Origin of the sequence: Granulicella aggregans, from assembly GCF_014203275.1 — a bacterium.
Taxonomy (GTDB): Bacteria; Acidobacteriota; Terriglobia; order Terriglobales; family Acidobacteriaceae; genus Edaphobacter.
The window spans coordinates 1-20,212 of sequence record NZ_JACHIP010000034.1 but is presented as its reverse complement, the minus strand read 5'-3'; the positions used below and the strand labels follow the sequence as shown (position 1 = coordinate 20,212).

Below are 20,212 nucleotides of genomic sequence, written 5' to 3'. Positions count from 1 at the left end.
CGTAGCTGCCGACCATTCGCGTGGGCCGCAACAGCAGACTCCATCCTTCAGAAGCTTGCACGACTTTGTTCACGTATCTCTGGGACAGCACACTAATAGCGCAGCGCTGGAACGTGTAAGTAATTCATTAGCAACCACTTACGTATGAAAGGTTGGGTCAAGTCTAGTTTTTACTTCGATTGTGGCCAACAAGGAGAACTCCAGCATCTGACCGCCAAATGAACCGCCGATAGTGGATTGCCCCAGTGACGTGTTACTTTCTGCCGTGGGTTCAAAGCCAATGGAATCCATGTTTGAACTTGCAAATGTATATTTTTGGACGTATATTCATTTGAACGAGGAAACTCTCATGGCGCTTGCCTTTTCAACTCCTTCCGTTCCCGGGTATCAATTCGACACCGTACCTGATTTCAGCCGTTTGGCCACGCGTGAACGCCTGAGTCAATCAGCGATTGACGGCTTTTTTGCGATCACAGGCAAATGGGATCTAACTGCTGAACAGCAGCAGGGGCTTTTAGGCGGGACGGTCAAGAGATCCACTCTTTACAGCCTCAAGTCCGCTGCGGGAACACGCAAGCAAGACGAACTGACGCGCATCTCCTACATCGTAGGTATCTACAAAGCCTTGCACATTCTCTTGCCAGATCAGCTTGCGGATCAATGGATGACCCAACCAAACGATAGTCGTCTGTTTGGAGGGCAAACCCCGCTGGAATACGTTATGAGGACGGGAATACCAGGCTTGCAGCAGGTCCGACGCCTTCTCGATGCAAGCCGAGGTGGAATGTAATTGGCCTATGTCGTTGAGTTCCGAAGTGAGAACACCCACCGTCTAGTTCCAGCAAAATACAGCGTTGCCGGAAGCGTGCTCGAGAACCTCAACCTTCCATCCGGAGTTCTTTCCGATCTGAGTGAACTCGATGCCGCTACAAATGATCGCAAGACAGCGGAACAAGGCGGAAATCTACATATAGGCCCTAACGAGCTTCTGATGGGGGTACCGGAAGCACAGATCGTCAACGCTGCCTTTTGTCATCCCACTCCCCAGGGATCACGCTTCAACGACTCTTTTCGGGGTGCCTGGTACGCCGGTGTGGAACTAGAAACTTCCATTGCCGAAGTGGCATATCACAAGCATACCTTTCTACGAGACATGCGCAATGTCGGAAGTTTGACGTTTGAATACCAGGACTTTCTGGCAGACTTCGACGGCATGTTTCATCAACTTGATCCAAGCGAACAGTCGGCGTGCCTACAGCCAGATCCTGTGCCAGAGTGCTATGCCGCGGGGCAAGCCCTCGCGAATACCCTTTTGTACTCAGGGTCCCAAGGCATTGTTTACTCTAGCGTTAGAAATCCTGGAGGCACTTGTGTCGCGTGCTTTCGTCCAGCAATCATTTTCCATCCGCGCTGGGGGGCTCGTTACGAAATAACCATTGATGGGAACAGTACCCATTTCGTGCGCAAGGAAATCACCTGAGGGTCTGACTGGGCTCAGCTTGCTCAGCGCTCTAAGGGTGAAAGGATCGCCCGAGTGTCTCGGTGGTGGTGTTGCGGATACCGAAACGCTTTGCCACCTCCCGTGGCAGTTGTACCCCGAGTTTTGCTCGGGTCATGGCGACATACAGCAGTCTCGCTTCCGATGCGGTGGCCTTGGCCGCCTCCGCTGACCCGAGGCGTCTCGCTCTCAGGAAGCCAGCTTCAAAATCAGGGTCGAGATAAACGTAATCCCACTCTCTTCCTTTGGATCGATGAGCAGTCGAACAGATGACCTGCGCTGTCGACTCATTCGACTCACATTTAGACAGCGCTCCCAAAATACGAGTCTCGTCGTGTTCCTGAACGATATTGACCAGCGGTCGCAAGCCCTCACCCTCGGGCCGGTTGCTGAAGCTCATCACGTCTTTCCATCCTTGGAACCCGACTAGTTCCGGGGATTGCCCAGGTTGATTTTGCTTCACTCGCTGCACATCTGTAAGGACACGCTCCAAGTCTTTCGTTCCGCCAACCACGGCACACCGCAAGTTGCGAGCAAGGCACCTGAGGACGTTGGACATCAATGCTGCATTGCTACGAGCAAGTATGGCGTCTGGTTTGACGCGACCAATGTGCGAGATAACGGATGTAGAGCCACGAAGCGGCTCTCGTGAACCTAGCGTGCGAAGTACGATGGTCGCCGCCGCCGCGATCTCAGGACCAAAACGAAAGGACTGTGACAGTAAGCACCGATGGCGTGTCTGAACCTGCTCCATTGCGTTCACAGCCCCGCGCCATTCATAGATCTGCTGGTTCGCGTCGCCCACATAGACAATCTGGCACTGTGATCGATTCAGCACTTCCAACAGCACCGGGTTGAGGTCTTGCGCCTCGTCGACCATGATGTAGTCAGCCTGTGCGCGAGGATTCGACAGGGCCCATAGTTTCAGATAGCCATCGTGCCCGAGCGGCAGCCCCTTGGATCGATCGAGCATGCTCGACCAAAGATATCCAAGGTGCTCAGCGACCTGTTTCGCAAAGCTTTCGAACTGTTCAGAGCCCAGCCGCTCAAAAGCTCCATAGCGGGGGACATGCAACATCGATGGGGCGGCATCGCTACTTTGGAGGAACAGCTTCAACCCGTCGCGAAGGACGGCAGCGTAAGACTTCTGCTCAAGCACTACTCCTGAATGGAAGGTAATCTCTTCCGGCAGACGAAATGCCCGGAGGATCAGGTTTGGTGTCAGGCTTTCTGTGAGCTTCCACTCTGGATAGCCCAGGCTCCTTCGAACTGCCCGGAACGCGATCGAGTGCGTGGTTGCACATTTCACATGCGCCGGGAAGCGCCCTCGGGCTTCGGAGGCGATCGAGCGATTGAAGGCTAGATAGAGAGCCGGAGAGGGCTTGCTGCCAGCCAGCATCTTCAGCGTAGTTGTTTTGCCCGCACCCGCATAGGCGTCGATCCGAAGATTCCCGCCGGCAAGAAAGAGCTCGACTGCGAGGCGCTGCTCAGCAACGGGTTGAAAGGAGGGTGTCTCTGAATGCAGCATTCATGACTGATCCTATTCGTTATGTGGCCAAGCGCTCTCGGATCGAAAAGGCCGCGCGACCCATGATCGTTATGCTCCTGTCGAGAGAGGGCGGGTTGACTCTGAGCACGTTGGGATATATCGTTTAAGTAATTGATTGCAAATCACTTACGTCCGATAATACGTCTAATGTTTTGAACAATGCGGCTAAGGTTCGCGATCAGCTCTGACGGGTAAATGTCGTTTGCTTGTGGCATGTAGGGGCCTCGCGTTACTGACAGTAGCTCTGTAGAGGCCTGGTTTAGAAAATCCGGGCCATTTTTGGTAGGGCCTCAGTGTGTATTCTTGCGGAGCAGAACGCCGGATATGAGTGAGATCATGCCGAAGGTTGTTTCTAACCTCTCGTTTATAGGCCACTGAAAATGGCCGCTATATTGATACGGCCCGTCGTCTGAATTAAATCTCGCCTGGGCGCTAAGGTTTGCGCTGAGTTCCCTCCCTGAATCCGGTAAGGCCGAAAGCGGCTAAACCGCTGCCCAAGAGGATGAGAAGAACCGCCAGCTTTTTCATGTTTTCATGCTACGCGGTATTCTTCTTGTACGTCCCCCGCTTCTTCGCTACCGGCTCCGGCACCAACGCGGCGATCTCTTCCATGCTCCAGACGTGGCTGTTTGCTAAACTAAATGGCAACAAGGGGGTGGGCATGGCGGGATCTATGGTAGGCGCGTTTCTCGATGGCCTCAGTGGCGGATCGTTCTTCACTCGTGCGAAGCTCCCCGGAGCCCCGACGCAGGTGTTTGCGGACGCGAAAGCAGGGTTCCCATATCAGGGCCTTGTAGACGCTTTGGTTACGAAGCAGAAGGCAGAGGACCTTGTCCGGCAGCAGGTCGCCGAACCAGAGCAGCCGACCGAGATGGCCGAACCCGCGTCAGCCAGTGTCTTCGACGACACCTTCTTCCACGGGGCACCCGTAAGCACCTACAGCGGTCCGAGGCGTTTTGTAGCCGCGCAATCTGCTCGCGACTATGATGTTGTCCTTAAAGACAAGCCCAGCTTCGATGCAACGCCATACAGACGGCCTCCATCATCTGCCGTCCGCTCCACCGAAGGCCACGGGACGTTCCAATCCCGCAAATTGAAGTCGAAGAAGAAGCCTGTCGCTGAGCCAGTCCCGCACAACGACCCTCATCCTCACGGGGGTCGTTAGGCTTGCCGTCCAATAAGAACCCAGAGGTAAGCCTGGTTCCAGCGCTTGAAGACCTGGTCGTCCTAAGCCCGCAGAAGATACGTCTGATCCTGGAGACGGTGAACTCCGACAAAGACCCGAACCTGCGCTACGCGACGATGTCTCTCTTAGCCGGGAGCGCGGTTCTGGTCGTCGCGATCCTTGCGTTCACGTTCCTTGTCCACAGCGATCACCCCACCGCTGCAGGCGTACTCCTCGGCACCTCCGTACTCGGTGTAATCACAAAGATTATCCTCGCGCGTTTGTAGGGGTCCCTTCAGAATTCGGACCACAAAGTACGCTACTACTTTGTGACGTTGAACAATAAAGACTTACGCGGCTCATTCTTCTGCGTAGTAGCAGCACGAACCGTCGTCTTGTAAGTGTCTGACTCGACAGGCTCGTGTTCTCACTAATGTGCGTTATTGTCCGAATTCTGACGCGACACCGCCCCAATCGCGTATCGGATCAACCCGTGGCAGCTGGCGATCTACTCCGTATCTTTCTCCTCCTCATCTTCATCGCCTGGGAGTCTGAGAGATACAAGATTCGACGTGACAACCCAATCGGGTTGAAAGCACCGCCAAACTCCTAAACATACAGCCCGCGCGAAGGTGGGCTACGTTAAGGAGTGTCCATGAATCTGCCAATGGTGTAGGGAGCCGTTTGACGACTTCATTTATGCGGTAGAAGATGCCGCCTAAAGTACGTCCGATAACTCTCAAGCGCAGGCAAGCAAAAGAAAACATGCGGTTTCCCAAGGTCCGATGCCGCTTGCGAGCCTCGGGGCGCGCGGTAAAGAGTGAGGGAAGCGCTGGAAGCCGGGGCAGGGGTCTCCATAGGGGTCACTCTACCTGAATTGTTGCGAATGAGAAACAGCATTATCACGCGTGACAGCAGCCCAGCGACACCCGCGCACCAAGAAGAAGTTCCGGTGATCAGATTCGACAATAGGGGCGAAAACGACCCATGTTTGCGTGTTGCGTATAAGCAACAAGCGTGTAACTGTTGCTCCGGGGAGAACTGGCCAAAGCTGCATTTATCGGGGGATGTTTCCGATAAGCAACAAGATGTCAAGGAGGTAAGGAGCAAGGGAGCATAAAGGTAGATTGTTCTCAACATCGTGAACGCGACGATGAGCGAGCAATGAAAGGAATCCAATGTCACGTCGTCTCGGTAAAATATTAGCCTCGGCACTCTTGCTGGGCTCGATAACCTGCACCGCATTCGCCATCAACAAACCAGTACGTTGCTGGCAGTGCACGTATGACTCGGACGGTAGTAGTGTTTGCGTGGAAATCGGTTGCCCTGGCACGAGCTAGGGGCCTTCTGACAGCGTAAAGTCGCAGTTTACACTCGTAAATCACTAAGGATGATGCGTGCTTACCGTATTTGTGGCCCTATACCTGTCTCTCGGTTATCCTGATTCCGTCCCAGCCGTCACCGAGGTGACGGCTTCAACTTCAGACATGAGCGTCGGCTACTTGCATTGGTCCAAACTTCATCGGAAGCCCGGTTCTCCTCCCTCCCACTTGAAGCTGTTGATGCCAGCCATCGAGCTTTACGATCCAGATGGACATCCACTCTACTTTGGAGCGGGCGATGCAACAACGAATGCCACGTATTTAGATAAACTGACCTCCGCTTCGCTTGGCGCTTTAGCCAAACACCCACCGCTGTCCGATAAGCCATCACTTCGTGAGACTATCGAAATGTATCCGGCTCTTCGCGCCGAGGAGGCTACGCTAACTTCCGGAGGTCGGTTCACGCTTGTTGTGCGAACGTACCCCAATTGGAAGCAGGCACTCCCTCAGGGCGAAGCCGTGAAGAGGCTAACGGACCGTCTTCCAAAGCTCCACATTCGAGAGATAATAATTAACCTGAACCCTGGGTAGGGTTATTGGACATCACAGTGAAAGCTCATCGCTCTGTTCTTTGTTGCATCTTGACCGGTGTCCTAATGACATTACTCTCCTGCCGCTCTAATCAGAGAGGCAAGACGTTCTCTGTGCATATGAACGTTGAACAGTATGGTCTCGCCCGGCTCCGAGAAACTGGGAGAGCAGAACAGACGTTCAGCTTCCCGATAATTGAACTCTTTGATGCGCATCGCCGGAGACTCCGAGTCGACAAAGCTATGTATAACAGACCTGATGCCATCTTGGCGGCAGCCCCTCAGCTATTACGTGACAGCAAACCAGATATGTCCACGGATAGCGACTTGCTACAGTTTCTAGGGCACTTGACAGGTCTTAGTGACAGCGATCGCGCTTATCTTCTTCGAAGTGGACGTCCAATGCTGATCTTAGCGTCGATTGAGGGTTGTGAGGCGTGTACTATCCAGGATAGAGCAGCGGCTCACTGGCAACGGCGGGTACTTGATGGAGACATTGATATGCTGGATATCAACGTTGCAACTCCATGAGCATTGCTTCAATCACGATTTCGCGGGAATTACGGCGCCTCTTCCGCAGAAGCAGATGGCTCACCCTCTTTACCGCTGCCCTACTTGGCCTTGGGTCAGCATGTTCGGGTGTATCCACTTTCCTGCTTGCGGTGTTGTCATCTAACAGCGCTCCCGGATTAATTCCTGGCGCGCACCTCACGGTCGCGGAACAGATGCCCCAGAGCGGATCTGTGCCCATTCCGTGGGTCACTCTTAAAAACTTAGGTATAGCGCCCACATCAGACGTGGGATTTGCTGCATATAGCCAGCCTATTCATCTCACTCTTGATGTCGGTGATCACCGCGAGGTAGCAACCGTCGCCGGCACTACTCCGTCGCTGTTTACGCAGTTCACGGAGCCCTTGTCTAGGGGATCAACATTCACTTTCATTGATAATTCTGTGGCTGGAGCGGACGAAGCGATCATGAGCATGAAGATGGCGTCTCGGATTTTTGGCTCTCCCTCCAGCGCGATTCAAAAACTGATTATTCTAAACGGACGAACCCTCAGGGTTATTGGTGTAGCACCAGCGTCTTTTCAGGGTTTTTGGGAACCAACTGATCTATGGCTAACGCCCTATACATTTGCACTGCTGGACTTAGGCCTGAGCAGAACCGGCAATGCATCGGCCAGCTCAGGCGATGTGATGTTAGATAAGCATTGGGACGAGTACCCGGTGTTTTTTGTGCTGGCTGAGTCACATGTCCACAATGCCGCGATTCTTCGCTCTCTCGTGATGTCCCGCGTGGCCAGACTGCCTTCCAACACATTGCCCTTAGAGGTGTCGGACGGAGTCACTCGTGATCCACTGAAAGACCACGAACTTTATGTATGGGCACGAATGATGCTCATTATGTCCTCGCTTCTTCTCGCAGTTGTTTGTTGCAACGTGTGTGGAATCCTATTAGCAGAAGTCCCAATACGCCGTGAAGAGTTGCGATTGCGACAAGTCCTAGGTGCAAGTCCGTTACGCCTCTTCGTAGAGGAGCTTACAAGACCTGGATTGATCATTGGAAGCGGACTTGTTGCTGGCTGCGTGATGTACAGCGTAGCCGTTACATCGCTTATTCGTCGCGAAGGCGACCTATTGGGCCACACAGGTGTAACGCTTTTTGCTCTTGTGGCGGGAGTCATAGCGTCGAGCGGTCTGATTGGAGTGTGCGGCCTGGTTGCGGCCATGATTCCAGCGGTAAGACTACTAAAGGACACCGGCCTGCCACGACCGAGCACTACCAGCACCGAATCTAAGGTGAGTCGTACATTCATCATTCTGCTTGTCGTCTTAGAGGTAAGCTGTGCAGTAATGGCTCTGACTGTCTCGGGCCAGCTTGCATTAGCCGTCAGTGCCACAGCGAATCAAGACGTGGGCTTTGCTGTTGACGGTCTGACAACCGTCGAAATGGGGCCTGCCCAGGGGTCTTCGGGGTTTACATTTATTACGAGCGGAGAAAAGAGTTTTCCCTTACAACGATTAGCTGCATCCGTCATCAGTGACGGGCTAAGGATTCCCGGAGTGCAGTCCGTTTCGGCCTCCTCTTGTGCCCCTCTAGGGTTGTCGATGAAGACAATCATTATTAATCCTAGTGAATCCCCCGGCAGCGATGAAAGGGCCGTGAGCTATTGTGTGGTGAGCCGGACCTTCTTCAGCACCTTAGAGAATACCCTCGTTCGAGGTAGGCTCTTCACTGACGACGTGATGACTGGTGAAGCATCGGAGGTGGTCCTAAACCAAAAACTGGCTGACACTCTGTTTGGTGGGTCAGATCCTATTGGACGCACGGTCATGCTACATCATCCTGTTTGGGATTTAGAGGTAAGTGCGCGGGTAATTGGCATCAGCCGTGACCTGCGGTTTGCGGGTGGCGCAGAATCTGCCACCCCGAGCGTGTTTCTTCCACTGCGTGGGAACCTGTTCACGCTGGCGACGCCTCTTTATTTCACTTTTCGCGGGGGAGCAGGGCCTCGACAGGCGCGCCAGCTTGTCGATGATGTCGCGGCGAGGACCATGCCTAACGTGGCAGCGGTTCGTGTTGCGGAGGTGCGTGAAGAACTGATACAGAGAGAGCGGCCGCAATATTTGCGGGTGCTCTTCACGTTTATAGGGGCTGTAATGACCGGAGGAGTGTCTGCCGTGGGACTCTACGGGCTGTTACTGCACATGGTGCGAAGTCGGCGTCGAGAGATAGCGATCAGGATGTGCTTCGGATTGACGAGAGGCAAAGCGAATCTGATGCTTATCAAGCAATCGTTGATCATTGCGATCGCGGGGGGGCTGACTGGGATATTGGGCGCGCGGATCATTGTGGTCACCTACGTTCACAGAACGATCGGTATTGACGTCTGGTCGACGTACTGTGCCCTTTTCGTGACAGTCACAGCCATCGCCGGGGCACTTCTCTTGTCAATCGTTCCCGCGATTGAGATGCGACGAGCACAACCATCCGAGTTGCTGCGGGGCGAGTAGGGTTGAACCGAACAATACTGTCACTTGGGGAAATCTGTGACGGCGTTTTCTCTCCTTCAAACCTGTTTGGGGAATGAAAACGCCGATGGCCGAGGATGTTGGGTACGCTCAAGAATGTCGTCGTATACGAGAGGCTTGGAGTAAGCGTCCGTCGTGTCCCTCTTGACGCGAGCGGAGTGACGCAACAGGTGTCCGCTTATTCTTTAGCGGACACTTATTGAGTTATTGAGTGTGTCTTAGGCTGCTTGTAGAGAGTGTGTCTTGAGCTGGTCTGCGAGGTTCCAAGGAAGCAATTCACCGATGCGACTGATAGGGTGTTCAGCGATTCTGGCGAGCACGGTGCTCAGATAGAGCTCTGGGTTGAGGCCGTTTAGCTTGGCTGAACCGATGAGTGAGTACATGGCAGCGGCCCGCTCTCCGCCGCCATCGGATCCAACAAAAAGGAAGTTTTTTCGGCCGAGTGCCACAGCTCGTAGCGCCCGTTCGGCTGCACTGTTGTCGATCTCAAGCAGGCCGTCATCGACATAGCGCGTGAGCGCATGCCAACGGGCGAGTGCATAGTATCCGTACGGGGAAACACCCCCTTTCTTCGTGATCGTTGTCATGGTGGACTTGTTGGATGAGCGAAGGGATTGTTGTTGGGCGTCGGCGGCGGAGCCGTGTGGAAGCGGAGCGGCTGGTGTTGGAGTTTGAGCGGAGCGGTCTTTCCCGTCGTGCTTTCTGCGAGCAGCATGGTCTTTCGGTTCCGAGTCTGGATCAGTATCGGAAGCGTTGCCGGGATGTTATTTCGTCATCGGCCAGGACGGAGGCAGCGGCGAACCGGATTCTTCCGGTGGAGTTTGTCGACGCCGAGGTATCGGCGGGTGAGAGTTCTCGACCGTTGCGGGTGGAGTTGGCCAACGGTCGGCGTATCGAAGTGGCACCGGGCTTCGATGCCTCCACGCTGGAGCGGCTGGTGGCCGTTCTTGAGAAGGCGTAGCCGGCGTGTTTGGCCTGGGCGCGGCGACGCGTATTTATGTTGCCACGGGCGCGACCGATATGCGGCTCGGGTTCAACGGCCTTTATGGCCTGGTCTCGAATAAGCTTCAGGGCGATCCTCTGAGCGGGCACTTATATCTTTTCGCGAACGCTCGTCGTGATCGCATGAAGGTTCTTTTCTTCGATGGCTCAGGACTCTGGGTGTGCGCGAAACGCATGGAGGGCGGCCGTCTTTGCTGGCCTCAACCGGGGCAGAGCGAAGACAAGGTGCAGCTGAGTCGCGAAGAGTTTGCGTTGCTTGTCGGCGGCATCGATCTGGCCGCGACAAGCAAGCGCAAGTGGTATCGCAGGGCTGCGGCCGAAGACACTGCGAAGTCACGAAAGACCCCATGAATACAGTACATTGCGCTTGCATGAGGCGGGTGAAGTTGTTAAAACAGAGACATCGTGAGTGCTCCTCTTCAACCGATGCTCCCTCCTGATTCCGATCCCGTGGTTGTTGAGTTATTTGCTCGGATGCAGCAACAAGTTGCCGCGCAAGAGAAAGAGCTCAATTATTCTCGGCTGAAGATCCAGTTGCTTGAAGAAAAGCTTCGCGCGATGCGGATTTCGAAGTACGGCAAGGCGAGCGAGACGCTGAGCGACTTACAGTTGGAGTTACTCGATCTCGAACCCGGAGTAAGTGGCGAAGAGATCCAGGTCGAGAGCGAGCGCGATCCGCTGTCTCCATCCTCTGAATCATCCGATAAGTCTGTCGATGACAGTGAAAAGCAGCAGCAGAAGCGCAAGCATCCTGGTCGACAAACGCTGCCCGCTCATCTCGCTCGCGTCGAAGAGATCATCGCCTGTGCTCCCGATCAGTGCCTCTGCGGCGGCTGCGGCGAAGAGACTTCCGTCATCGGCTATGAAGAGAGCGAAGTGCTCGACCTCAAGCCAGCCGCCTACTTCGTGCGCGTGGTCAAGCGCGAGAAGCGGGCCTGCAAGCGGTGCGAGGAGCAAGGCGTCGTCGTTGCTGCCGTCGCCGAGCGCATTCTTGATAAGTGCCTGGTCTCGGACCAGGTCATCATCGACACAGTCGTTGCGAAGTATTGCGACTCGCTCCCGCTTTATCGCCAGAGCGCGATCCTCAAGCGAGATACGGGACTTGAGATCAGCCGTTCGACGATGACCGGATGGGTGATGCATGTGGGTGAGTTACTTCTTCCGGTTGTAGGTCGCATGAAAAACGAGTTACTCGCCGGAAGTTATATTCAAGCCGATGAGACGCCGGTGGGCGTGCAGACACACGACAAGCGTGGCAAGAACCATCAAGCCTACTTATGGCAGTATGGCACGCCGGGAGGCTCGGTGGTCTTCGACTTCCGCATGGGCCGAGAGCGCGAGGGGCCGAGGCTCTTCCTCGAGATGTATCAAGGACTGTTACAAACGGATGGATATGCCGCGTACGACCGCGTTGGCGGGCCGAAGATGGTGCACGCCTGCTGCCTTGCACACGCGCGGCGCAAGTTCATCGATGCCGTCAAACTCGATGCCCACGACATCGCTTCCGCTCGCATCGTCAGGCTCATGGATGAACTGTTCGCCATTGACGCTAAGGCTCGCGCCGAGAAGATGGACCATGCGCAACGTGACCTGCTGCGCAAAGAAAAAGCGCCCGCGCTGCTGGCCGAGTTACGAGCCAACCTCCTCGCCATGCAGAAAAGTGTGCTGCCAAAGAGCGCCGCCGGCAGGGCCGCCAACTACATGCTCTCCCTATGGAACAAGCTCGTCCTCTTCCTCCAATATCCTGAGCTCGAGCTCTCAACCAATCTTGCAGAAAATTCGATGCGACCGGTGGCGATCGGCAGAAAAAACTGGATCCATCTCGGCAGCAAGGAGGCCGGACCCAAAGTTGCGGCGATCTTCTCCATCGTCGAGAGCTGCCGCCGACTCGGCCTGCCGATCCGCGAATATCTCGCCGCCACCCTGCCAGGACTCGCCAACCGCTCCATCCAGAGTGTCCGCCACCTCACCCCTGCGGCATACGCGCAAACCAAGGCGCAATAGCCTATCCGAACCCGCCCCGCTCGGTAAACCCTGTACTTCGTCGTACGAATACAGTGCATAGCGGATCGCACCTGCCGTTTCGCACTTCGACGATAGTCTGCTCTGTGCCCTCTGCATCCAGGCGCGAAGTTCCGCGAGCAACGGTCTGGCCCGTGCGTGTCGGATGCTTAGCCTGAGATCTGCTGGCTTGCCGCGAATCTCTTCCTCGATCGCATAGAGCGCTCCGATCCGTGCCAGAGCTTCGGTTGTTGTCGGTGACGCGTGAACGATGTGGATCTCGTGGAACTTCCTGCGGGCATGCGCCCAACATGCGGCCTCATAGACGTCCTTGCCATACAGGTGTTGAAAGCCCGCATAAGCGTCCGCCTGCAGGGCACCCTGGAAGGTGCTGAGGTGTTGGCGAGGATGCTCGCCCTTGCGGTCTGCTGAGTAAGCGAACCAGACTGCTGGCGGTGTATCGATCCCAGCAGGCCGATCATCACGAACGTAAGTCCAGAGACGGCCGGTTCTGGTCTTGCCGTTGCCGGGAGAGAGCACGGGGAGAGGTGTGTCATCGGCATGCAGCTTGGGTCCGGCAAGCACATGCTTCTGAATCGCATCGACCAGCGGACTGAGCAGATCACTTGCCGCGCCGACCCAGCCAGCCATCGTAGAGCGTGAGATCTCGACATCCTGTCGAGCGTAGATCTCAGACTGCCGGTACAAGGGAAGATGATCGCCGAACTTCGACATGATGACGTGGGCAAGCAGACCAGGTCCAGCCAGACCGCGCTCAATGGGTCGCGAAGGTGCCGGAGCTTCGACGATCCGGTCGCAGCCAGTGCAGCTGAACTTAGGCCGCACATGACGAATGACCTTGAAGCTGTCGGGGACGTACTCAAGCTGTTCGGAGACGTCGTCACCAAAGTGCCGCAGCTGGCCGCCGCAATCAGAACAGCAGTCGCTCTCTGGAGCATGCGTGACGACCTCACGCGGAAGATGATCGGGCAACGGCTTGCGGTCAGATCTGGTCTTCGTCTCTCGTAGAGGCGTTACGCGTTCAACTCCGGCCTCGACTTCGGCGTGCGTAGTCTCATCGTCTTCAAGCTGGAGCTCGAGCTGTTCGAGCTCGATGCGGATCTTCTCGCTCTTCGCGCCGAAGATCACATGCCGCAGCTTCGCGACCATCAGCTTCAGATGTTCGATCCGTTCGCTGCGTGAGTGAAGCTCCTCGGACTGTTCAGAGAGCGCCTGTCGTTGCTCAGAGAGGGCCTGACGGTGCGACTCCAGCTCTGCTTCAAGCCGTCTCAGCTCTTCATCCTGAGCCGAGATCAGCGATGTCAGCTTCTCTTGCTGCGCAAGATAGATCGCGAGCAACGCATCACGATCGAGGCTGTCCAGATCGGAAACAGAAGCGTCATGCATGGACGCAGTATGGCATCGATTGAGTTAGCATGCATCCACAAAATGCCTATGAACACACAAGAATCTGCGCTGTTACTAGACAGCACTCTGGAGTGCCCATGTTCTCTCGACGTGCCTCCAGTCGATCCCTTCGAGCAGCATCGATAGCTGGGCTGGCGAGAGGGAGACGGTGCCGCTCTCAGCCTTCGGCCACACAAAACGGCCCTTCTCCAGCCGCTTGGCAAAGAGACAGAGACCGTCGCCATCGAACCAGAGACACTTGATGATGTCACCTCTCCGGCCACGAAAGATGAAGATATGACCGGAGAAGGGTTGCAGTTTGAGCACGGTCTGCACCTGGGCGCTCAAGCCCTGAAATCCACGACGCATATCGGTTACGCCCGCTGCGATCCATATCCGGGTTCCCGATGGAAGCTGGATCACCTGCAAACACTCCCAAGAATGCAACGCACCATATCCGGATCGGCACCGCGTTCGACGCTGATCAGTGCACGCCCAGAAAGCTCGATGTGAATCGAGCCTCCGCCAGGCAGCTGCTCATGAGTAGGCAACGCTGGCGTCTTGTTCTCAGACTCCGCCGAACTCGACACGGTGACCGGTAGCAATGCCGCATAGCCATCGGTCAGCTCACCACGCTCCCAGGCGCGGCGCCACTTGAACACCTGGTTCGCGTTCACTCCATGCGCTCGCGCCACCTCAGACACACTGGCTCCCGGCTCCATCGTCAACTGCACAATCTGACACTTCTCCGAGATACTTCGCCAACGGCGAACACGACGACCCTCACCCATACCTGACTGCAGCATGACGCAATCTTCAACCACGATCAGCAACCATAGCCAGGGGGAGTCGACGTACGCTTACCTTGATCAGGTTTTGTTTATCGAAAGAATCGTCCGACCGAGCAATCAGTCCGTGAAACCCCAAAATCCTTCGGCCTTGGCGGTTGAGTAACGAAGCCATGCAGTGACCCTCACTCTTCTGGCGTGTTTCGAACTGCCTGAGACGGTGACACTACGCAAAGGCTTACTTCTAGCCATAAACCTTGTCCAGAGAGGCAAGCGAGCTGTTCGCCGCGTCGGTGGATGTCGCTCCGAGCAACGTGTTCACGATGTTGGCCAATGCTACATACGACGACTGAGCGGTTTTGCTGTCCGGGGAGAAGGCCTCGAGTGTGAGCTCACGAGCGAGGTCGGAGATTTCAGTACTTCCCGCCTTGTCCTTGGCCGCGTTACCCGTCCTTCCTACAAGTCCACCGATAGTGATTGCGTCAGCTTGGGCCGTCGCATCTGACGCGGAATAGCCTTCCATCTTTAGGCCTTCTCGCATGTTTTCATTGGTTAGAAGTGCGACCTGAGCTCGAGTAGTCGCCGTGGCCACGCTACCTGTCCCCTCACCGCTTGCTTTAGCAAGAGCAGACGTAGCAGCTGTCACATCGCCCGATGTTGCTGTGTCTCCGATAGCTTTGAGGTCCGTGAGGAATTGAGCTGAGGGTGGTGTTACCCAGTTGGTCGACTGATTGGGGCCTAAGAAGCTGTCGGTATAGTTCTTGATGGTGCTCTGAACCTGGGTAAGGTCGCCGCCCGGACTCAAAATGGATCTGTTCAGAGAGTAGAAAAGCAGATTGGAATTTGACGCTGCATGGGGGTCTGGTAGGTAATTGAGGATATTGTTGATAGCGTCTTCATCGGTAGTGACCGGGTGAGCTACGTCTGGGCTGGTTTGGATATAAGATCCTTCGTTTCCAGCCGACGCGACGTACACCGGCGCGGTCGCGGTGCTCTTTGAGGCGGTATTGCTCAAAAAAGAGAGTGTTTCTCCGTTGCTAAAGCTCAATCCTGAAATCGACATGTGAAGTCCTCAGTCGTGAGTGATTGCATGCCAATGGCCATATCGCTTCGCAGCGAGGTTTAGTCTTTCAAATCTCGTTATTGCTTATCAATGCGTGAGTGGTCGATGGGCGACGTTCCACGTGATCTTCTATCGGCAAGTTCTGCCTTCCTTCTAGGCAAGGCCTGCCTACCTGCACTGCTTCGTCCGCGTCCCGAAAAGATACTCCAATTGCCGCAGTATTCCTCTTTTAGAGGCGACCGTGAGCGCGAACGGAATGGAAGCACTCTGCCACTGCCGTACTCCCGCAAAACGGCGTTTGCGCCAACTTCGACCCAATCGGGTCGGCGGAGAGTTCGAACTTGCCGAGGGCTCACCTTCTGGAGCTTCTGTTTTCTCCAGCCGAAGCGACTCGGCCGTCTCTTCGGGAACGGTGAAATCTCGCATAATCCGGCGCTTCTAGCCACTCGATGAGAGGGAGGAATGGGAACGCAGCAGCGTTGTATGGCGACGCATGAGCAACACCAGGGCTCGGCGAATATATCGAGCAAGCAGGGGCATGACCACGATGGCGAAAACGGCCCAGATCACGAGCGCATGCCATTCCCATTGCCAAATGTCGCGAACCATACGCCAGGGATGATGGCTCAAGTGTTCAATCTGTCGACGGTTGAGCGGAATATTCCGTGTGTGAAAGAGGTGAATTCCCAGATCTATGAACGGGATGAAAAGAAGAACGTGGAGAGGTGCGACCACATGCACACCGATCTGCGATGCAAGCTGATTAAGGCCGAACATCCAGGCAAGCAGAACAACGATCAGAGTGGTAACGCCCACTGAGGGGTTGATTCCAAGAACTATCCCTAGCGCCAGGCTCCAAGCCATGCGACGAGGCGTCACGCCTCCGCGCAGAAGGCGCAGCAAGGGGTGCAGCACTTTGAAACGGCAAAACTCTCTAAAAGATTCCGGAGCCAGCATTATCGAATCGGATGCGCCCCTGCCTCATCCGGTTGGAGGCCAGGTATTGGACCGCTGCTTTGCTATAGCCAGCATAGCTTTCCGCGTCAGCCGCTAACCAAAATCCGGTTCAAAACCTTCGTTTCGGACGACTAGCTCTAACTTTCCGGAAACACCGGGCGACTTTCCGGGAACGTCGCTCTGTGAGAATGATCGGTATGGATGATAAAGAGCAATCGCGAGAGCGACGGAATGCAATTCGGCAGATTCTCATGTCGCAAGGGGACCCGATAGGCGTGAACGACACTCCAGAAGCAGTAGATGAATTCGACGGATACATCGGCCCCCCTGCTGGACCTGCTCAATGCCGGGGCTAGTTCCAATGAAGTTGCCGAGTATCTCCGTACGGTGGAGATTGAGAGAATGGGCCTGACTGATGCTCAGGGCAAACCGCTTCTTCCAGTTCAGCAACGAAACGCGGCTGTTCACTTCTTGATGACGGTAGTCCCTTGAAGTGGCGATGGCGACAACTTCGCCCGATCGGACGGTCCCGGGGTCGGCGTGGTTGCCGAACACCGACTTTGCGGCAGGTTGCTTTTGTGTTCTCTTCTAAACCATGCGGATTATCACATTGTTGAGCTTGATGACTCTCGTAGTAGGCTGCTCGCCGCCGCAGAAGAGTGCTCGGTTCGTGGTGCTTCCGTCATCGGAAGGCGGGAATATCTTGAACACCGACAACGCTTGGCAGCCTACGGCCACCCAAATCGAGTCAGCAGAATCGCATCTTTCACAAATCATCGGCCTTCATACCCAGTGGCTAGGAGATACGAGGGTCATAGACAACCCAGGCGGCTACTACAGGCAATATGTGCCGATTCAACTTGACGGCAAGAAGCTTCTCTTCGTCAATGCCTTCTGCGACAGGGGGCTAACGGCTGATTGGCGGAGTCGGCTTGTCGACGTTTCAGACGGTGGCGAATGTTATTGGAAAGCCACCTACGATCCAGTGACCGAACGCTACTCAGATCTAGCGATAAACGGCAAAGGGTGAGTTCAACCCGTTCAGACGTGCCGAAACGGCGAGATTGCCGAAAACGTCGGGACTTTACGGCAGACTGAGTGCAGAAGCGCGTGGGCAAGGTGCCAATCATCCTTGCGTTGCGAGTGCGACCGGACTCTACAGCGACTCACTGTCTTTAACGGTCTTCAATCCAATCTGCTCGAGTTCCCAAGAGGATGGAAACGGCAGTTCTTCGGATGTAAGGCTGATGTCTGAGTCACCTTCATCGAGGAAAACTTTGGTTCTGTCGAAAATTTCGTGTAGGAACAGTGAACCCTTTTGGGAGCAGGTGATTTGCCACGCATCACAAAAAGAGTTTCGAACTGTCATAACGCTAATTAGGTCACCGAGACGCTCTTTTGAAGATTCTTCGCGCTTCATTGCATTCTCATCCCACTCTGTGAGTATCAGAACTGTTTCAGCGTCCAACTCTCCCAAGGCATCATCGTGAATCATGGTGTCGCGACATGCGCATATCGCTTCATAAATATCGGGACCCAACCAGATCTTGCGATCTGGCTTAGCCAAACTGCGACAGAGCCAGAGCCACTGAAATTCGGCTCGCCGATCGCTCCCGCCTTCAATAAAAATGCTTCTTCTCCAATCGAGGAGAAACGAAAAAGCTCGTTCACTCAGTTCTGATCTAAGGAGATCGAGAATGTCGTATGTCCATTCTCTCGGATCTGAACAATATGGGGGAAAGGGCCCTCCAAGGCTCATGGCCTTGTGAATGGCGTTGCGAACGGCAACTGCGTATTCTGGTCGAATCCACAGACTCCGAGAGTATGGCTGCCAACAATCGAGACTGAGGAACCAAAGCACCCGCTTCCATCTGAGGGCATCTTCAAGAGTCATAAAATCCTAAAGGCGAGAAACAATGCCAAGGCATTCGTGATGTTGAACGCCCAATACGAAAGAAAATGAGCGACGTCACCTGCATGTTCTCACGCCTAGCTGCTTTACGGCGGCTCACGAAAAACGGCGTTTGCGGAAGTTTCGGCTCCGCCAAATCATCCCGGACCGGGGAAGTTTCCGCAGCCACCGACTTTGCAACAGTTTAGCCTTCCACTAAGCTGTATCCATGCCTCGGGCGTCTGCTCGCTGGAATCAACCCGTACCTCAAGAGGAGCTCTCAAATGCGCTCTGAAAATGTTTTCCAAGCAGCGTCACGTATTCCAAACCGGTATACCCTCTGCCACGCACTCGCTCAGGCGACACGGCAATTGCATGTTGCTTCTACACGGACTCAAGACACGACCAATAAGGTTCTTGTCGACATAGGTAGTGGAAGCTATGGCACGATAGTCAAGCCTCAAATACTCCCACCTCCACCGATCGAACTCGACGTTCTTACCATCTAATGGAAGCCGTGCATGCGAGTTTTCGCGTCCCGCGCCTGGACCCTCGAAGTTGCCGCAAATGCGACTTTCGAGCAGGTAGACTGGAACGCCTATGGAACGTGTTCTCGGAATGCGGACGAAGACTAAGACGGCTGTTGCCGTGCTCGTCGGCGTGGTAGCGATAGTCCTGCTGACACAATCAGCTTTCGGACGTTTCGCGCATGCAGAATCCTTCGACAAGCCTGTCCGAAAGAAGGTCGTGGATCTGGGGCGGTCCTCCAACGCAATGCCGGGTGATCCTTCACGCGTTCATCTTTTTTTCTTCTTTTACCCGGAGTTCATGGTCAAGCAGTTGAGTGACCCGGCTGTGAAAGGCACTCTGTGGGTAACGATCACTCCTGTTAGTGCTGGAGAGTCACCCGCCTGTCGACTAGCTCACGCTTCGACAGAACGATTTGTGGCAAAGCAGTGGTGGGGTTTCGAGGGAGTGAAGGGCTCCCTTCTGTTCCTGAAAGCAGCAGACGGTGATGAAAACGCTGGAATGCCTTTCCGCATCTTTGATATGAAGACCGGGCAGAAAGTATTCGAAGATTCGGCCAGCGGGGACAGTCATCCGACGTTTGCGCCTGTCTCCGATGGGAAGATATCACTGAGCTACGTGCGCCGAGTTGGCGGAGATTGTTCTATCCCGAAGGATGGGATGACATGCTGGAGCAAGTTCAGGAAACACTACGGACTGCCACTTGCAACGGTACCGAAGTGCATGGGGTATCGCTATGAAGGGGAAAAGGAGTGGGTAGTGGGCGACGAAGGCGTTCCACCCGAAGCGATAAAAACGCCCTCTGCCATTAACTACCCTGCCGTGGTGGAGTTCGTCCCGCGACCGTCGATCCGGGCTCTCCCCGGCGCGGTGCAGTGTTTTCCAGTTCAATAGGTTGGCCCGATCCAAACCAGACTCCGACTGCTAAACGGCGTTATGGGAAAGTTCGGCCAGGCCCGGCCCGCAACTATGGGCCCCAGTAGTCGAATTTGTAAACAGTCGCTGGCGGTACATCGAATTCGATCGAACCGATGCCACAGTGAATAGAGTGTCTTCCGGGATCGACCGATGCAGGTTCGCCCATCGGGTGATTCCAAGGCTTTCCGTCGAGAAAGATCCCGCCACACTGGCCGCCGTTATCATCTGCGACCGCAAGGTAGGTCTTTCCATCCTTTGACTGGTGCCATGACCCACGAAGATCGCGAGAACCACAACCTACGCAAATGAGCAGTAAAGCCGCCGCAGTAACCCTCAGTGCTCTAGGTAGGGGCATGGCAGCACGATACCAGACGCGGATAGAGCCTCTTCTCGGAAAACGGCATTTGCGGAAGGTTCGGCCGCTCGGGCGATCAAGGTCGACATTGGCGCAAACACCGACTTCGTGGGAAACCGTTGTCTCGTGGCCATCAGCGCGTA

Annotated in this window: 16 protein-coding genes and 3 pseudogenes; 11 read left to right on the top strand and 8 right to left on the bottom strand. The window is 55.1% G+C overall.

The window, feature by feature from the left end:
• The first annotated feature begins 289 nt into the window (after window positions 1–289).
• Together HDF16_RS28475 and HDF16_RS28470 are read left to right on the top strand one after the other, a co-directional pair.
• The gene (locus tag HDF16_RS28475; protein WP_184224086.1) at window positions 290–790 is read left to right on the top strand and encodes an MbcA/ParS/Xre antitoxin family protein; all 501 of its coding nucleotides are present in this window, start codon (window positions 290–292) and stop codon (window positions 788–790) included.
• A complete protein-coding gene (locus HDF16_RS28470) occupies window positions 791–1,480 on the top strand; it encodes an RES family NAD+ phosphorylase (RefSeq protein WP_184224084.1) in 690 nt (229 codons plus the stop codon).
• A 31-nt stretch (window positions 1,481–1,511) separates the two neighbouring features.
• Here HDF16_RS28470 and HDF16_RS28465 read toward each other — a convergent pair whose 3' ends face one another.
• On the bottom strand, window positions 1,512–3,026 hold the full coding sequence (locus HDF16_RS28465; RefSeq protein ID WP_184224082.1) for a UvrD-helicase domain-containing protein: 1,515 nt from the start codon (window positions 3,024–3,026) through the stop codon (window positions 1,512–1,514).
• Between the two features lie 574 nt (window positions 3,027–3,600).
• On the opposite strand from HDF16_RS28465, the gene HDF16_RS28460 reads away from it, so the two are divergent.
• The 4 genes from HDF16_RS28460 to HDF16_RS28445 all read left to right on the top strand — a co-directional run bounded on the left by HDF16_RS28460 (window position 3,601) and on the right by HDF16_RS28445 (window position 9,141).
• Entirely contained in the window at window positions 3,601–4,212 is a 612-nt protein-coding gene (locus HDF16_RS28460) for a hypothetical protein (RefSeq protein WP_221313357.1), read from the top strand.
• 2 nt (window positions 4,213–4,214) lie between these two features.
• The gene (locus HDF16_RS28455) at window positions 4,215–4,499 is read left to right on the top strand and encodes a hypothetical protein (protein WP_184224078.1); all 285 of its coding nucleotides are present in this window, start codon (window positions 4,215–4,217) and stop codon (window positions 4,497–4,499) included.
• Window positions 4,500–5,774: 1,275 nt separating this feature from the next.
• Entirely contained in the window at window positions 5,775–6,125 is a 351-nt protein-coding gene (locus tag HDF16_RS28450) for a hypothetical protein (protein WP_184224076.1), read from the top strand.
• Window positions 6,126–6,651: 526 nt separating this feature from the next.
• Window positions 6,652–9,141 (top strand): ABC transporter permease, encoded by a 2,490-nt coding sequence (locus tag HDF16_RS28445; RefSeq protein WP_184224074.1) that lies wholly within the window; start codon window positions 6,652–6,654, stop codon window positions 9,139–9,141.
• Window positions 9,142–9,377: 236 nt separating this feature from the next.
• On the opposite strand, the pseudogene HDF16_RS28440 reads toward HDF16_RS28445, so the two are convergent.
• Window positions 9,378–9,749, bottom strand: a pseudogene (locus HDF16_RS28440) (transposase domain-containing protein); the annotation flags it as partial.
• 11 nt (window positions 9,750–9,760) lie between these two features.
• Between HDF16_RS28440 and tnpA (HDF16_RS28435) the strand changes: the two are divergent.
• The 3 genes from tnpA (HDF16_RS28435) to tnpC (HDF16_RS31065) all read left to right on the top strand — a co-directional run bounded on the left by tnpA (HDF16_RS28435) (window position 9,761) and on the right by tnpC (HDF16_RS31065) (window position 12,165).
• Window positions 9,761–10,120 (top strand): IS66 family insertion sequence element accessory protein TnpA, encoded by a 360-nt coding sequence (tnpA, locus tag HDF16_RS28435; protein WP_184224072.1) that lies wholly within the window; start codon window positions 9,761–9,763, stop codon window positions 10,118–10,120.
• Window positions 10,121–10,125: 5 nt separating this feature from the next.
• Window positions 10,126–10,512: an IS66 family insertion sequence element accessory protein TnpB gene (tnpB, locus tag HDF16_RS28430; protein WP_221313355.1), complete on the top strand. Its 387-nt coding sequence runs from the start codon at window positions 10,126–10,128 to the stop codon at window positions 10,510–10,512.
• Window positions 10,513–10,635: 123 nt separating this feature from the next.
• Complete coding sequence (gene tnpC, locus HDF16_RS31065; RefSeq protein ID WP_246410387.1) at window positions 10,636–12,165, top strand: IS66 family transposase; 1,530 nt, start codon at window positions 10,636–10,638, stop codon at window positions 12,163–12,165.
• 51 nt (window positions 12,166–12,216) lie between these two features.
• On the opposite strand, the pseudogene tnpC (HDF16_RS28425) reads toward tnpC (HDF16_RS31065), so the two are convergent.
• From tnpC (HDF16_RS28425) to HDF16_RS28405, 5 genes and pseudogenes are all read right to left on the bottom strand, one after another.
• A pseudogene (tnpC, locus tag HDF16_RS28425) lies at window positions 12,217–13,350 on the bottom strand (IS66 family transposase); the annotation flags it as partial.
• Window positions 13,351–13,644: 294 nt separating this feature from the next.
• Window positions 13,645–13,992, bottom strand: coding sequence for an IS66 family insertion sequence element accessory protein TnpB (gene tnpB, locus HDF16_RS28420; RefSeq protein ID WP_184224068.1), 348 nt, complete (start codon window positions 13,990–13,992; stop codon window positions 13,645–13,647).
• A pseudogene (tnpA, locus tag HDF16_RS31465) lies at window positions 13,989–14,339 on the bottom strand (IS66-like element accessory protein TnpA); the annotation flags it as partial. The pseudogene tnpA (HDF16_RS31465) and the gene tnpB (HDF16_RS28420), both read right to left, overlap by 4 nt.
• Window positions 14,340–14,601: 262 nt before the next feature.
• Window positions 14,602–15,372 (bottom strand): hypothetical protein, encoded by a 771-nt coding sequence (locus HDF16_RS28410; protein ID WP_184224064.1) that lies wholly within the window; start codon window positions 15,370–15,372, stop codon window positions 14,602–14,604.
• A 486-nt stretch (window positions 15,373–15,858) separates the two neighbouring features.
• The gene (locus tag HDF16_RS28405; protein ID WP_246410390.1) at window positions 15,859–16,284 is read right to left on the bottom strand and encodes a DUF2062 domain-containing protein; all 426 of its coding nucleotides are present in this window, start codon (window positions 16,282–16,284) and stop codon (window positions 15,859–15,861) included.
• Window positions 16,285–17,080: 796 nt separating this feature from the next.
• Here HDF16_RS28405 and HDF16_RS28395 point away from each other — a divergent pair.
• Window positions 17,081–17,407, top strand: coding sequence for a hypothetical protein (locus tag HDF16_RS28395; protein WP_184224058.1), 327 nt, complete (start codon window positions 17,081–17,083; stop codon window positions 17,405–17,407).
• A gap of 126 nt (window positions 17,408–17,533) precedes the next feature.
• On the opposite strand, the gene HDF16_RS28390 is transcribed toward HDF16_RS28395, so the two are convergent.
• Window positions 17,534–18,271 carry a hypothetical protein gene (locus tag HDF16_RS28390; protein ID WP_184224056.1) on the bottom strand — a complete coding sequence of 246 codons (738 nt, stop codon included), beginning with the start codon at window positions 18,269–18,271 and terminating at the stop codon, window positions 17,534–17,536.
• A 597-nt stretch (window positions 18,272–18,868) separates the two neighbouring features.
• On the opposite strand from HDF16_RS28390, the gene HDF16_RS28385 reads away from it, so the two are divergent.
• Complete coding sequence (locus tag HDF16_RS28385) at window positions 18,869–19,690, top strand: hypothetical protein (protein WP_184224054.1); 822 nt, start codon at window positions 18,869–18,871, stop codon at window positions 19,688–19,690.
• The last annotated feature ends 522 nt before the right edge of the window (window positions 19,691–20,212 follow it).